General features: G+C 67.1%; 18 protein-coding genes. 8 read left to right on the top strand and 10 right to left on the bottom strand.

The window, feature by feature from the left end:
• Positions 1-17: 17 nt before the first annotated feature.
• Entirely contained in the window at positions 18-758 is a 741-nt protein-coding gene (locus NMP03_RS00525; protein WP_256506617.1) for a prepilin peptidase, read from the bottom strand.
• A gap of 184 nt (positions 759-942) precedes the next feature.
• Here NMP03_RS00525 and NMP03_RS00520 point away from each other — a divergent pair, with 184 nt between their 5' ends.
• Positions 943-2,085: an acetyl-CoA C-acyltransferase gene (locus tag NMP03_RS00520; protein WP_256508164.1), complete on the top strand. Its 1,143-nt coding sequence runs from the start codon at positions 943-945 to the stop codon at positions 2,083-2,085.
• 29 nt (positions 2,086-2,114) lie between these two features.
• On the opposite strand, the gene NMP03_RS00515 is transcribed toward NMP03_RS00520, so the two are convergent.
• Entirely contained in the window at positions 2,115-2,594 is a 480-nt protein-coding gene (locus NMP03_RS00515; RefSeq protein WP_256506616.1) for an SH3 domain-containing protein, read from the bottom strand.
• 96 nt (positions 2,595-2,690) lie between these two features.
• On the opposite strand from NMP03_RS00515, the gene NMP03_RS00510 reads away from it, so the two are divergent.
• Positions 2,691-3,686 (top strand): 2-hydroxyacid dehydrogenase, encoded by a 996-nt coding sequence (locus NMP03_RS00510; protein ID WP_256506615.1) that lies wholly within the window; start codon positions 2,691-2,693, stop codon positions 3,684-3,686.
• A 43-nt stretch (positions 3,687-3,729) separates the two neighbouring features.
• On the opposite strand, the gene NMP03_RS00505 is transcribed toward NMP03_RS00510, so the two are convergent.
• Positions 3,730-5,241 carry a replicative DNA helicase gene (locus NMP03_RS00505; RefSeq protein ID WP_256506614.1) on the bottom strand — a complete coding sequence of 504 codons (1,512 nt, stop codon included), beginning with the start codon at positions 5,239-5,241 and terminating at the stop codon, positions 3,730-3,732.
• A 112-nt stretch (positions 5,242-5,353) separates the two neighbouring features.
• Between NMP03_RS00505 and NMP03_RS00500 the strand changes: the two genes are divergently transcribed.
• Genes NMP03_RS00500 through NMP03_RS00490 form a run of 3 tightly spaced genes read left to right on the top strand, consistent with a single transcriptional unit; the run spans position 5,354 to position 6,988 of the window.
• On the top strand, positions 5,354-5,836 hold the full coding sequence (locus tag NMP03_RS00500; RefSeq protein WP_256506613.1) for a UPF0262 family protein: 483 nt from the start codon (positions 5,354-5,356) through the stop codon (positions 5,834-5,836).
• Positions 5,837-5,849: 13 nt separating this feature from the next.
• Positions 5,850-6,530, top strand: coding sequence for a GH25 family lysozyme (locus NMP03_RS00495; protein ID WP_256506612.1), 681 nt, complete (start codon positions 5,850-5,852; stop codon positions 6,528-6,530).
• The gene (locus NMP03_RS00490; RefSeq protein ID WP_256506611.1) at positions 6,527-6,988 is read left to right on the top strand and encodes a cytidine deaminase; all 462 of its coding nucleotides are present in this window, start codon (positions 6,527-6,529) and stop codon (positions 6,986-6,988) included. The genes NMP03_RS00495 and NMP03_RS00490 overlap by 4 nt, the downstream gene beginning before the upstream one ends.
• A 12-nt stretch (positions 6,989-7,000) precedes the next feature.
• Here the strand turns inward: NMP03_RS00490 and NMP03_RS00485 are convergent, their stop codons facing one another.
• Entirely contained in the window at positions 7,001-7,945 is a 945-nt protein-coding gene (locus NMP03_RS00485) for a DUF808 domain-containing protein (RefSeq protein ID WP_256506610.1), read from the bottom strand.
• A 131-nt stretch (positions 7,946-8,076) separates the two neighbouring features.
• Here NMP03_RS00485 and NMP03_RS00480 point away from each other — a divergent pair, with 131 nt between their 5' ends.
• Both NMP03_RS00480 and dcd read left to right on the top strand, forming a co-directional pair.
• Entirely contained in the window at positions 8,077-8,598 is a 522-nt protein-coding gene (locus tag NMP03_RS00480) for a hypothetical protein (protein WP_256506609.1), read from the top strand.
• A 60-nt stretch (positions 8,599-8,658) separates the two neighbouring features.
• The gene (dcd, locus tag NMP03_RS00475; protein ID WP_256506608.1) at positions 8,659-9,210 is read left to right on the top strand and encodes a dCTP deaminase; all 552 of its coding nucleotides are present in this window, start codon (positions 8,659-8,661) and stop codon (positions 9,208-9,210) included.
• Between the two features lie 65 nt (positions 9,211-9,275).
• Here the strand turns inward: dcd and NMP03_RS00470 are convergent, their stop codons facing one another.
• The 6 genes from NMP03_RS00470 to NMP03_RS00445 form a co-directional block, all read right to left on the bottom strand.
• On the bottom strand, positions 9,276-9,638 hold the full coding sequence (locus tag NMP03_RS00470) for a tetratricopeptide repeat protein (protein WP_256506607.1): 363 nt from the start codon (positions 9,636-9,638) through the stop codon (positions 9,276-9,278).
• Between the two features lie 184 nt (positions 9,639-9,822).
• The gene (locus NMP03_RS00465) at positions 9,823-10,248 is read right to left on the bottom strand and encodes an ExbD/TolR family protein (protein ID WP_256506606.1); all 426 of its coding nucleotides are present in this window, start codon (positions 10,246-10,248) and stop codon (positions 9,823-9,825) included.
• A gap of 24 nt (positions 10,249-10,272) precedes the next feature.
• A complete protein-coding gene (locus NMP03_RS00460; protein ID WP_256506605.1) occupies positions 10,273-10,749 on the bottom strand; it encodes an ExbD/TolR family protein in 477 nt (158 codons plus the stop codon).
• 91 nt (positions 10,750-10,840) lie between these two features.
• Complete coding sequence (locus NMP03_RS00455) at positions 10,841-11,635, bottom strand: MotA/TolQ/ExbB proton channel family protein (protein WP_256506604.1); 795 nt, start codon at positions 11,633-11,635, stop codon at positions 10,841-10,843.
• An 83-nt stretch (positions 11,636-11,718) separates the two neighbouring features.
• Positions 11,719-12,405 carry an energy transducer TonB gene (locus NMP03_RS00450; protein WP_256506603.1) on the bottom strand — a complete coding sequence of 229 codons (687 nt, stop codon included), beginning with the start codon at positions 12,403-12,405 and terminating at the stop codon, positions 11,719-11,721.
• Positions 12,406-12,529: 124 nt separating this feature from the next.
• Positions 12,530-12,715 (bottom strand): hypothetical protein, encoded by a 186-nt coding sequence (locus tag NMP03_RS00445; RefSeq protein WP_256506602.1) that lies wholly within the window; start codon positions 12,713-12,715, stop codon positions 12,530-12,532.
• Positions 12,716-12,748: 33 nt separating this feature from the next.
• Between NMP03_RS00445 and NMP03_RS00440 the strand changes: the two genes are divergently transcribed.
• A complete protein-coding gene (locus NMP03_RS00440) occupies positions 12,749-13,489 on the top strand; it encodes a hypothetical protein (RefSeq protein ID WP_256506601.1) in 741 nt (246 codons plus the stop codon).
• Positions 13,490-13,492: the final 3 nt, after the last annotated feature.

Here is a 13,492-nt window from a genome sequence, read left to right as displayed (position 1 = left end):
CGGTCGCTCCGATGGATTTACAGCAGTTTAGGGGCTGCGCCCGTCGCGACAAGCCACCAGCCATAGGCGCCGATCGCGAGCAACGTCCCCAGCGGCAGCCGGTCGCTCGCGCGGGTGCGGCGCAGCAGTAGCGCGGCGGCGATGCCGAGCACGCACGCCGCGAGCAGCACCGCGGGCAGCGCCTGCCACCCCAGCCATAGCCCGATCGCGCCGAACAATTTGGGATCGCCCCCGCCCAAGCCCATCCGCCCGCGCACCCGGCGATAGACGAAGGCGACCAGCCACAGCACGCCGAACCCCGCGATCCCGCCGATCGCGCGATCGGACAGCGGCGGCGCCAGCCCCGCCCCGCCGCTCGCCAGCCCGCCGATCGCCAGCGCGAGCACCAGCGGGTTGGGCAACCAGAAGGCGGCAAGGTCGATCGCCGCCAGCGCCAGCAACAGCCAGCCCAAGAGCGCCCCGGCAGCCCCCTCGATCCCCGGCGCGACCAGCCCCGCGCTTACCCCGATCACCAGCCCGGCGACTTCGGTGACCGGATGGCCGAGCGCGATCCGCGCGCCGCACGCGCGGCATCGCCCGCGTTGCACGACAAAACTGACGATCGGCACCAGTTCGGCGGCGCGCAGCGACTTGCCGCAGCCGTCGCATGCCGAACGCCCCTGCAATGCCGAGCGCCCCTGCGGCCAGCGGATCGCGACGGTGGCGATGAAGCTGCCGAACACCGCCCCCAATATGCCAAGCAGGATCGGCCAGATCATAAGTCACCCCTCCCGTCGCCGCGATCCCGCCCGCCTAGCCGTCCCGCCGGCCGATGCCCAGCGCCCCGGCTTTGCAAAGCCGCCCGCTGCCCCCTAGATCGACGCAAACCAGAACCGAGAGGAACCGCCCTTGTCATCCACCACCGCCGATCCGGTCGTCATCGCCAGCTATGCCCGCACCCCGATGGGCAGCTTCATGGGGTGCCTGACCGACGCCACCGCGACCCAGCTGGGGGCCGCCGCAGTGGGGGCCGCGGTCGAGCGCGCGGGGCTCAAGGGCGAGGCGATCGAGCGCATCTACATGGGCTGCGTCCTCCCCGCCGGCCTCGGCCAGGCCCCTGCGCGCCAGGCGGCGCTCGGCGCGGGGCTGCCCGAGCATGTCGAGGCGACGACGCTCAACAAGATGTGCGGATCGGGCATGCAGGCAGCGATCATGGCCGCCGAAGCGCTGGCGGCGGGGTCGGCCGATTTCATCGTCGCGGGCGGCATGGAGAGCATGACCAACGCCCCCTATCTGTCGCTGCGCCACCGCTCGGGCGCGCGGATCGGCCATGATGCGATGAAGGATCATATGTATCTCGACGGGCTCGAGGATGCCTATGAGCCCGGCCGGCTGATGGGCAGCTTCGCCGAGGATACCGCCGCCGAATATCAGTTCACCCGCGCCGCGCAGGACGATTTCGCGATCGCCAGCCTCGAGCGCGCGCAGCAGGCGCAGACGTCGGGCGCGTTCGATCGCGAGATCGTGGCGGTCGAGGTCAAGGGCCGCAAGGGCGTCACCACCGTCCGGCTCGACGAGCAGCCCGCGCGCGGCGACATCGCCAAGATCCCGACGCTCAAGCCCGCCTTCTCGAAGGACGGCACGATCACCGCCGCCAACGCCTCGTCGATCTCCGACGGCGCGGCGGCGCTGGTGATGACGCGGATGTCGATCGCCGAGAAGTTCGGCCTCACCCCGGTCGCGCGCGTCGTCGCGCATGCCGGGCACGCCCACGCATCGGCGCGCTTCACCACCGCCCCGGTATTCGCGATGCGCAAGGCGTTGGAGAAGGCCGGGTGGAGCACCGGCGATGTCGACTTGTTCGAGGTGAACGAAGCGTTCGCCTGCGTCGCGATGATCGCGATGCGCGACCTGGGGTTGTCGCACGACGTGGTCAACGTCCATGGCGGCGCGTGCGCGCTCGGCCATCCGATCGGTGCGAGCGGCGCGCGTATCCTCGCGACCTTGCTGTCGGCGCTCGAAACCAAGGGCGCGCGGCGCGGGCTAGCGTCGCTGTGCATCGGCGGCGGCGAAGCTACCGCGATGGCGGTCGAACTGGTCGGGTGAATTCCCTCCTCCCTGGAAGGGAGGGGAGCCTAATCCACGTCCTCGTCGGGCGCGACGCCCCACAACCTTGCCTGCTCGATATAGCCGCCGCGCCCCTTGATATCGATCCGGCACCAGCCGCGCGCACAGCCGATGATCCGTCCCACCACCCCGGGCGCGACTCGCCACGCGACGCGCGCGCCGGCATCGGCCGATTCGCGAAGCTCGGTGATGCCGCCCTGCACGATCCCGGTGCGGCGATCGCTCAGCAGCCCCACCTGCATCCATCCGCTGGTGCCGTCGGCGCTCTCCACCTTGCGCCAGTCGCGATAGATGTCGATCACCCGGATCGGCAGGTCGGCGCGGACATAGACCCAGTTCACCGGGTAATTGCGCCCCGGCCCGGTCCGCATCCGCGCCTCGCTCGCCGCGATCGACGCATAATAAGGCGGCTTGCGCTGCTGCGCCGATACCGGCGCCGCGATCAACGCCAGGGTGATCGCCGTCGCGGCCAGGCCGCCTTTGCTCATGATGTTGTTCCGCCTGCTCATCGCCGACCCGTAGCGCGGCGATCGGGCGACGTTCAAGGCGTTGACTGGCGGCGGCGGCAGGGCCAATCGAATGCGATGCCCGATCAGCGATCCGCCCGCCCCAAGGTAATCGTCACCCGAGCGCTGCCCGACGGCGCTTCGGACCGCATGATCGAATTGTTCGATACCGTCCTCAACCGCGACGACGTGCCGATGCCGCGCGCGGCGCTGGCGGCGGCGATGGCCGATTGCGACGTGCTGGTGCCGACGGTCACCGATTCGATCGACGGCGCGTTGATCGCGGGTGCGGGGCCGCGGCTCAAGCTGATCGCCAATTACGGCGCCGGGGTGAACCATATCGACCTCAAGGCCGCACGCGCGCGCGGCATCCTGGTCACCAACACGCCCGGCGTGCTCACCGAAGACACCGCCGACATGACCATGGCGCTGATCGTCGGCGTCCCCCGCCGGCTGGCCGAGGGCGAGAAGCTGGTGCGGTCGGGCGCCTGGACCGGCTGGAGCCCCACCGCGATGCTGGGGCACCGGATCGGCGGCAAGACGCTCGGCATCGTCGGCATGGGGCGGATCGGCCAGGCGGTGGCGGCACGCGCGCGCGCCTTCGGGCTGACGATCCATTATCACAACCGCCACCGCCTGCCCGGCGTGCTCGAAGCGCAGCTCGGCGCGACCTGGCACGCCGAGCTCGACGAGATGCTGGAGGCGATCGACATTCTGACGATCCACACCCCGCGCAACGCCGACAGCGAAAACCTGATCGATGCGCGCCGGATCGGGCTGCTGCGCCCGCACGTCTATGTCATCAACGCCTCGCGCGGCGGCATCCTCGACGAAGAGGCACTGGTCGACGCGCTCGAGGCCGGGCGGCTGGCGGGCGCCGGGCTCGACGTGTGGAAGCACGAGCCTGCGATCGATCCGCGGCTACTGGCGCTCCCCAATGTGGTGATGACCCCGCATATGGGATCGGCGACCTTCGAGGGCCGCGCGGCGACGGGGGCGAAGGTGATCGCCAACATCCGCGTCTGGGCCGATGGCCACCGCCCGCCCGACCAGGTGCTCGACGGCTGGGTTTAGGCACCCGCCCCCGCCCCCTCCCCGTTAGCGAACCGAGTCCCCCTTACTCCAGCGGCCCCGCATATTGCGGACCGGCATAGTCGCTGAACCGCGTGATCTCGGGCTCGAACTTCAGGATGACCTTGCCCGTCGCGCCGTGGCGCTGCTTGGCGATGATTAGCTCGGCGAGGCCATAGACCCGCTCCATCTCCATATGCCATTTCTGATGGTCTTCGAACACGCGCGGATCGTCGCCCTCGACCGGGCGCTTGGGCTCGCGCGCGGCGACGTAATAATCCTCGCGATAGACGAAGAACACGATGTCGGCGTCCTGCTCGATCGACCCCGACTCGCGAAGGTCCGACAGCATCGGGCGCTTGTCCTCGCGCTGCTCGACCGCGCGGCTGAGCTGCGACAGCGCCATCACCGGCACGTCGAGATCCTTGGCGAGCGTCTTCAAGCCGCGGCTGATCTCCGAGATTTCCTGCACGCGATTGTCGCCCGCGCGATTGTTTGATCCCGACAGAAGCTGGAGGTAATCGACGACGATGAACTTCAGATCGTCCTTCAATTGGCGCTTCAAGCGGCGAACGCGCGTGTGCAGCGCGCTGATCGAAAGGCCTGCGGTATCGTCGATGAACAAGGGCAGGTTCTGCAGGTCGGTCGCGGCATCGGCCAATTGGCGGAACTCGGCCTTGCTGATCTTGCCCATGCGCAAAGCTTCCGAACTGATTCGCGATTGTTCGGCGAGGATACGCGTCGCCAGCTGGTCGGCGGACATTTCGAGGCTGAAGAAGGCGACCTTGGCGCCCACCGAATCCTTGGGCGCGATCCCGAGCGCCATATCGTCGATCCAGCGCCGCGACGCGTTGAAGGCGATGTTGGTGGCGAGCGAGGTCTTGCCCATGCCCGGACGCCCGGCAAGGATCATCAAATCCGAATGATGCAGGCCACCGATCCGCGCGTTGATGCTGTCGAACCCGGTGGTGACGCCCGACAGGCCACCGCCGGTGTTGAGCGCCTTGGCCGCCATGTCGACCGCGGCGGTAGTCGCCTGCGCGAAGGTCTTGATCGTCTTGGTGGTGTCGCGCCCCGCCGCGACCGCGAACAGCGCCTCTTCGGCGGCCTCGACCTGCGCCGCCGGATTGATCGCCTCCGACGTGTCCATCGCCTTTTCGACCAGGTCGCGCCCGACCTCGACCAGCGTGCGCAGCATCGCCAGGTCGTAGATCTGCTTGGCGAACTGCTTGGCGCCGATCAGCCCCGCGCCCGATCCGGTCAGCTGCGCCAGATAGGCTGGGCCGCCCAGCTCCTTCATACCCTCGTCGCCCGCGAACATCGGCCGCAGCGTCAGCGGGTTGGCGAGCATGTCCTCGCCGCGCAGCTTGCCGATCGCGCCGAAGATTCGGCCATGCACCGGCTCGAAGAAATGGTCGGGGGTCAGCATGTCCGACACATCGTCGGCCAGCCGGTTGTCGATCATCATCGCGCCGAGCAATGCCGCTTCGGCCTCGACATTCTGCGGGAGCCGCAGCCCCTCGCCGGGGGCGGTATGAATCACGGGGAGCGTTGCCATGCGTCCTAATCCGGCAATGCGGCGCGGCGCGCAAGGCACCCGGCCTGTGGATAACGCGTAGAACTCGCTCCCCCGTTGATCTTGCGCGCCAAAGGCTTATCGCGGGCTGACCATGGCCGACCCCAGGATCATCGCCGTCACGCTGGACGAACGCACGATCCTGTGGCGCAACGCCGATATCGAACAGGAGCGGCGGATCGCGATCTTCGATCTGCTCGAAGGCAATTATTTCAAGCCGTTGCGCGAGCATCCCGATGGCTATGCCGGCCCCTACAAGCTGACGATCAGCGTCGAGGAGGGGCGGCTGGCGCTGGCGATGGCGCGCGAGGACGGATCGCCGCTCGAAACGCTGGTGCTGGCGATGGGGCGCTTCCAGCGGCCGATCAAAAGCTATTTCGCGATTTGCGACAGCTATTATCAGGCGATCCGCAGCGCCACCGCCGAGCATATCGAGACCGTCGATATGGCGCGCCGCGCGGTCCACAACGAGGCCGCCGAGCTGCTGAAGGAACGGCTCGAGCGCAACATCGAGGTCGATTTCGATACCGCGCGGCGGCTGTTCACGTTGATCTGCGTGCTGCACATTAAATCATAAAGGGGCGAACGGAGTGCAATTTTGGGGGCTGGGGCGGCTGCTGATCGCAGTCGGCGCGGCGGGGGCGATTGCGGGCGGCGGCTGGATCTATGCCGGCCAGTGGCAACCGCCGATCGAGCAATATGCGGTGCAGGGGGTCGATGTCAGCGCGGCGACGGGCGCGATCGACTGGTATGTCGCGCGCGGCGACGGCGTCGATTTTGCCTATGTCGTCGCGACGCAGGGCGACGTGTCGCGCGACGCCGCGTTCGAGCGGCATTGGCGGGCGCTGCCCGTGGCCGGCGTTCGGCGCGGCGCGTTGCACCTCTACGCGCCGTGCCGCCCGGGCACCGAACAGGCCGATCATTTCAACGCCACCGTCCCGCGCACCGCCGACGCGCTCCCCGCCGCGGTCGCGTTCGAGCTCGACCCGGCCTGCATCCCCGCCCCCACCCGCGGCGCGATGCTCGGCGAAGTGAAGGCGTTCCTCGCGCGCGTCGAACGCCATACCGGCAAGCCCGCCTTGCTGCGCGCGTCGCCCGCCTTCGAGGCGCAATACCGACTGAGCGAGGGCATCGACCGCACCTTCTGGGCGCTGCGCGCGTTTCGCGAGCCCACCTATCTGGCGCGCGGCTGGCGCATGTGGCAGGCGAACCCGATCCGCCGCGTCGATGGTATCGAACGGCCCGCCCATTGGAACGTGGTAGCAACTTGACCCAGACCGACCCGACCGCGATCGACCCGCAACCGCTGATCGCCGCCGCGCGCGACGCCGCGCGCAACGCCCACGCGCCCTATTCGCGCTTCTCGGTCGGCGCCGCGGTGCTGCTGACCGACGGCAGCGTGGTCACCGGCGCAAATTTCGAGAATGCCAGCTACGGCCTGTCGCTGTGCGCCGAGACCGTCGCGATCGCGACGCTCAGCGCGGCGGGGCGGCTGCGCGATGTCGTCGCGATCGGGGTGATCGGCGGGATGCAGGTCGACGGCGTCGCCACCGGCACCGATCCGGTGCGGCCGTGCGGGCGCTGCCGCCAGGTGCTCAACGAGGCCGCAGGCATGGGCGCGCGCGACATCGCGGTGTTCTGCGCGGGCGCGCAGGGCGAGCGGATCGAAACCCACCGGCTGCGCGACCTGTTGCCGCACGCCTTCGGCCCCGGCGACCTCGGCTTGTGACCGCAGCGGTGCTCAGTGCGCCGCCGCCGCCCCCGCCTTCTTGGGCAACAAGTGCAGGATCGCGACGATCGCGCCGCCCACCACCAGCCCGACGATCCCAGCGCCGAACGCGGTGACGATCCATTCGACCACGCCGCGCGCGCCCGCCAGCGCACCACCCGCTGCCACCGCGACGTCGTGGATGCCATGCTCGATCCCCGCCAGCCCGAAGCCGGCCAAACCGTGGACGATGATCCCGCCGCCGACCCAGATCATCGCCGCGGTGCCGACGATCGACAGGAATTTCAGCAGCACGGGCATCGCCTTGACCAGCCCCCGCCCGAAGCCGGCGCCTGCACCCCCGCCCTTGGCCAGATGCAGCCCGACATCGTCCATCTTCACGATGATCGCGACGAAGCCATAGACGCCGACGGTGATCGCCAGCCCGACCAGCGCGAGTACCAGCGCCTGCTGCCAGATCGACCCGGTGTCGAGATCGGCGAGCGCGATCGCCATGATCTCGGCCGACAGGATGAAGTCGGTGCGGATCGCCCCCGATACCTGGCGATCCTCGAGCTCCTGCGGGTCGGTGATCGCCGCGACCTCCTGGCCATGGTCCTTGCCCGCTAGCGCTTCATAGACCTTCTCGGTCCCTTCGAAGCAGAGATAGGCGCCGCCGATCATCAGCAGCGGCGTCAGCGCCCAGGGAAGCCATGCGCTGATCGCGAGCGCCGCGGGCAGCAGGAACAGCAACTTGTTCTTGAGCGACCCCAGCGCGATCTTGCCGATGATCGGCAGCTCGCGTTGCGGCGGCAGGCCGACCACATAGCGCGGCGTGACCGCGGCATCGTCGATCACCACCCCCGCCGACTTCGCCCCCGCGCGCGCCGCCGCGGCGCCGACATCGTCGATCGACGCTGCCGCCAGCTTCGTCAGCGCCGCCACGTCGTCGAGCAGCGCAACCAATCCTCCGGCCATATTTCCTCCTGATCTCGTGTCGCTGCCTATCGCGCGCGGGCGCACAACGCACGCCCAATCGAAAACGCTTCATGACGCTCGCGTAGCAAGCCAGCCTATGACACGCTGGCTGCCAGTGGGAGACCGTTGCCATGTCGATTCTAATTCTGTCGCTGCTGCTGCCGCTCCAATCGATCACGCCGCAAGCCTTGCTGGCGAGCACCGCCGGCAAATGGCGCGGCGAGCTCGCCTATCGCGACTATCAGACCGACCAATGGCAAGGCCTGCCGGTCGAGGTGACGATAATTGCCCAGCCCGACGGCGTCACGACGGTGCGCACCGCGGCGTATGACGACGGCCCCAAGACCGGCACCGTCTGGATCACCACCACGGCGATGGTCGAGGGCGACTCGCTGCGCTCGGCGACGTTCCGCGAAGGCCGCCCGCTCGAAACCGCCACGGTGCGGTTGACCGTTTCCGCCGCGCCCGACCCGACGCACTGGACGATGATCGCGCAGGACCGGCGGATCGACGGCGACGGCATGGCTCAGATCCGCGAAACGACGGTCCGCGACGGCGCGACGATGACCACGCTGAAGGAGGTCGATCCCGAAGGCGACGGCAAGGACGTGTGGCTGCCGCGCAACCGCACGGTGCTGACGCGCGTCGACTAAGCAGCTTGCCCAGCCGCGTGCGACCCGCGAAAAGGCAGCGTACGCAAGGGGAAGCCATTCATGATCCTGTCCGACCGCTGGATTCGCGAGGCCGCCACGACGCGGCGGATGATCGAGCCCTTCACCGAATCGCAGCGCCGCGAAGGCTGCATCAGCTACGGGCTGTCATCCTATGGCTATGACGCGCGCGTCGCCGACGAATTCAAGATCTTCACCAATGTCGACAGCGCGATCGTCGACCCCAAGAATTTCGATTCGAACAGCTTCGTCGATCGCAAGACCGATTGCTGCATCATCCCGCCCAACAGCTTCGCGCTGGCGCGGACGGTGGAATATTTCCGGGTGCCGCGCGACGTGCTGGTGATCTGCCTCGGCAAATCGACCTATGCGCGCTGCGGGATCATCGTGAACGTCACCCCGCTCGAACCCGAATGGGAGGGGCATGTGACGCTCGAATTCTCGAACACGACGCCGCTACCCGCCAAGATCTATGCCAATGAGGGCGCGTGCCAGTTCCTGTTCCTTCAAGGGAACGAGATCTGCGAGACCAGCTACGCCGACCGTGCGGGCAAATATATGGGGCAGCGCGGGGTAACGCTGCCCAAGCTGTGAGGCAGCGTCGGGACCGCGGCAGGAACGGGTCCGGACCGCGGGTACGGTCCGGATCAGTCATCGGTTCAACGGCCCGCGGTGCGCTGCACGTCGAGCTTGCGTAGCCCGCGCTGCGCGATCGCGTGCGCGCCCAGCGCATAATCGGGGCGTAGCAGCAGCGACACGTCCTCGCCCGCCATGACGCGCGCGTATAGCGCCTCGGCCTGTTCGAGCCGGTTGGTGCGCGCGTAGATCGCGGCGAGGTTCAGCAGCAATTCGGGCTTCGCTGGTTCGACCAGCAACTGCGCACGCAGCGATGCCTCGGCCTCGCTGAATTGGCCGCGCTCGATCGCGTTATGCGCATAGGGATCGGTCCGGTTCTGCGCCCCGGCCGACGCCGCCGGTACACCCAGCATCGCCGCGACAATGATCAACTTGGTAGCACGCATCTCGCTCTCCAAAAGCCAAGGTTACATTCACGTGACTTTTATATGTCACTTTTGTGTCATGCGCTTTCGAAGGGTGGCGTGCAAACCAAATCGTCGCTGCAATTGCGAGCGTCCCGGCGCGGGGCACAAAAAAGGGGCGGTCCGAAGACCACCCCTTTTTCTCTATCCGTCGATGCCGAAGCGATCAGAACTCGCGATATTGCTCGTTGCCGATGAAGCCCAGCTTGGTGACGTTCGCACGCTTCACGATCGCCAGGATCTGGTCGACCCGCTCGTAGCGCGCGGTCGGCTCGGGCTGGAAGTGCAGCTCGGGCTCGGGATCGAGCGCGACCGACTGGTCGAGATACTGCGAAAGCGTCACGTCGTTGACGGGTGCGCCGTTCCAGCTGACCGTGCCCGCAGCATCGATCACGATCTTGTTCTTCACAGGATCGACCTGGTTGCGATTATCGTCCGGGTTGGGCTGGGGAAGATCGACCTTCACCGCGTGCGTCTGGATCGGGATGGTGATGATGAACATGATGAGGAGCACGAGCAGGACGTCGATCAACGGCGTCATGTTCAGGTCCATCATCGGCTCGCCGTCGTCTTTGCCGCCGCTCATTGCCATGTCATTTACTCCTGGTACGCAGCGTCAGACCCGGCCACGGGCAGTGCCCGCCGGCGGTTCCGAAATGAAGCCGACTTTCACGAAGCCAGCCTGCTGCATCGTGTAGATCGCGCCGCCGATGCAGCGATACGGCGTGTTCACGTCACCGCGAATATGCACCTCGGGAATATCGTCGGGCTTCAGGTTGTCGCCGAATCGCGTCACCACTGCCTGAAGATTTTCCGCCCCGCGCCGCAGCAATTCGCCGCTGTCGACCTGGGTAAGGTTCCAATACACCTTGCAACCGGCTTCGGAGCCGCTGACCGAAAGGTTGATATTCTCGGGCTTGGTGGTCGTCGGCTCGTACGCCACCTTGGGCAATTCGAGATCGACCGCCTGGATTGCGACCGGAACCGCGATCAGGAAGATGATCAGGAGCACCAGCATGACATCCACCAGAGGAGTCGTGTTGATGTCCGAAAGTGGTTTATCGGTGGAGTCGCCACCAACGCTCATCGCCATTTGCGCGCTATCCTATGTTTATACTCGGTTCGATCGAACGAACCGGGGGATGGCGACGCCGGGGCTGGATGCCCGCGGCGTCGCCGTCCAATCAGGCGCGGGTCTGCACGCCGCCGGTCTGGCCGGCAGTGGTCGTGGCAGGCTTCGCAACCGGGGCAACCGGCTTGCTTGCAGCAACCGAGGCGTTCGTCGGGCGAACCGCGCCGTTCGATGCGAGGAAGCCCAGAACGTCGTTCGAGAACGCGCTCAGATCTTCCGAGATCGCCTTATTGCGACGCTGCAGCCAGTTGTACGCCAGCACCGCAGGCACCGCAACGAGCAGGCCGAGTGCGGTCATGATCAGCGCTTCACCGACGGGGCCGGCAACCGCGTCGATCGACGCCTGGCCCGACGAACCGATCTTCACCAGGGCGCGGTAGATACCGATAACGGTACCGAACAGGCCGATGAACGGTGCGGTCGCACCCACGGTTGCCAGGAAGGCGAGACCGCCGCCGAGCTTCGAGTTGATCGACGCCTCCGAACGCGCGAGCGAACCGTGCAGCCAGTCATGCGCCTCGACCGGATCGGTCAGCTTGCCATGCTGCTCCTGCGCGGCCAGGCCGTCGTCGACGATCTGGCGATAGGCCGAATTCTTGTCGAGCTTGGCGGCGCCTTCCTTCAGGCTGTTCGACTTCCAGAAGTCGGCGCGCATGCGCTTGGCCTGGTTCATGATCTTCTGCTGCTCGAACAGCTTGGTGAACATGATGTAGAACGACACGATCGACATGATGACGAGGATGCCGAAGGTGCCCTGAGCGATCAGGCCGCCTTCTTTCAGCGCGGCTGCCAGACCGTAGGGGTTTTCGCCGGCCGGAGCCGCCGCAGCGAGGATGGTGGTGAGCATATCTGAGATCTTCCTCTGACGAATAGAGCGTTATTCAAGGCGCCGGCGCAAGGGACATGGCCACTCGCGCCGGCAGAAACGGGTCAGTCTTCGAGCTGCCAGCGGATGCCCGGCAGGCTGTACGTCGCCTGGATCGGATTGCCCGCATCGTCGAGTGCCGGTGAGAAGCGTCCGCGACGTTCGGCAAGACGGCACGTCGTGTTGTCGAGATCGCTGTTACCGCTCGACGAGGTCACGCGGCAGGCGGTGACGCGGCCATTGGTGCCAACGGTTACCGAAACCGACACACGACCCTCGGCCTCTGCGCGACGCGCAGCGGGGGGATAGTCGTCGTTCGAGAACCACGAACCCGGATTGCCCTTGGGCCCAGCCTTCTTCGACACCTTGGGCGGCGCCGGAACCGGCGGCGCGACGGGCGCTGCAGGGACTGGCGGCGCCGCGATCATCGTCGTGACGATCGAAGGCGGCGGCGTGTTGACCGACTGGATCACCACCGGCGGCGGCGTGTTGGTCCGCACGAGCGGCGGCGGGGTCACCACGGGGGGTGGCTGCACCTGCGGCGTGTCAGGCGGTGGGGGCGGCGGCTCTTCTTCTGGCGGCGGCGGCGGCGGTTCCTGGACGTCGAAGGTGTTTAACTCTTCGCTCACCTGCTTCACGTATTGATACGCGAGGCCGGAGACCAGGAAATAACCGAGCACGGCATGCACCGCGGCAACGATGATGATCGCCACGATACGGCCAGAGCCCGCTTTTTGGTCAGCATAGGCCATTCAGCAACGAAACTCCCTCAAATCGCGCGTGCTGGAGCACAACGCTGGGCAATACGCCCGAAAAAAGGCGAAGCGCCAACCCGACTGAACCGTAACGGCCAAGCGTTCCGGTCGGAGTGGTTGTCTATCGCCGCGTCGGACGTGACGCAAACGCTTTGTCGGACGCAACAAACGTATAGTCGCCGCGCCCCGGATTAATTTCTGTATCAAAAGCGGCCGATCGGGTACCCATCGCGGCATGTTCCAGCTTGCCCCCAGCATCGTCCTTGCGGCGCTCGCCCTCACCCCATCCTTTGAAAATACGGCGCAAAACGGCCAAATCGTGGCAGTTCCGGGGCAAGGCTTGCCTACCCGGAGCTATGCCGAGCTCGCGCCGCTGGTGCTCCAGGCGCCGATCATCGCCGATGCGACGATCCGAAGCGCCGTCAGGATAAAAGGTGCCGAGGCAGCCGGGGTCGCCGACGGATTTGTCCGATTTTATGTCAACGCCGACGTTGCTGCACTGATTCGCGGGCCCGGTGCCGTAGCGGCGCAGGTCGGCTATCTCATCGATATGCCGCTCGATGCGCGCGGCCGTACACCCCGACCAAAGGGCATGCGCGTCATCATCTTCGCGCGGCCGGTGCCCGGCCGGCCCGACCAGGTACAGCTGATCGAGCCCGGCGCGCAGCTGCCCTGGACCCCCGCCAACGACGCGCTGGTCCGTCAGATCGCGCGCGCGGCGATCGAACCCGATGCGCCGCCGACGATCATCGGGATCGGCAACGCCTTCCACGTCCCCGGATCGCTGCCCGGCGAGGGCGAGACGCAGATCTTCCTGCGCACCCAGTCGGGCGACCCGGTATCGCTGTCGATCCTGCGCCGCCCTGGCCAGCAGCGCCGCTGGGCGGTCGCACTGGGCGAGATCGTCGACGACGTCGCCGGCCCGCCGCAACGCGACACCTTATTATGGTATCGATTGGCGTGCGGGCTGCCCCCGGCACTCCCCGAGGAGAGCACCGCCAACGAAGCGCCCGATCGTGCCGAAATCGCGCGCGACGATTATGCCTTCGTCATGCAGGCGCTGGGGCCATGCGCGCGCTGATCG

Source organism: Sphingomonas qomolangmaensis, assembly GCF_024496245.1.
Taxonomy (GTDB): domain Bacteria; phylum Pseudomonadota; class Alphaproteobacteria; order Sphingomonadales; family Sphingomonadaceae; genus Sphingomonas; species Sphingomonas qomolangmaensis.
The sequence above is the reverse complement of the archived record's forward strand: the minus strand, read 5'-3'. Positions and strand labels throughout refer to the sequence as shown.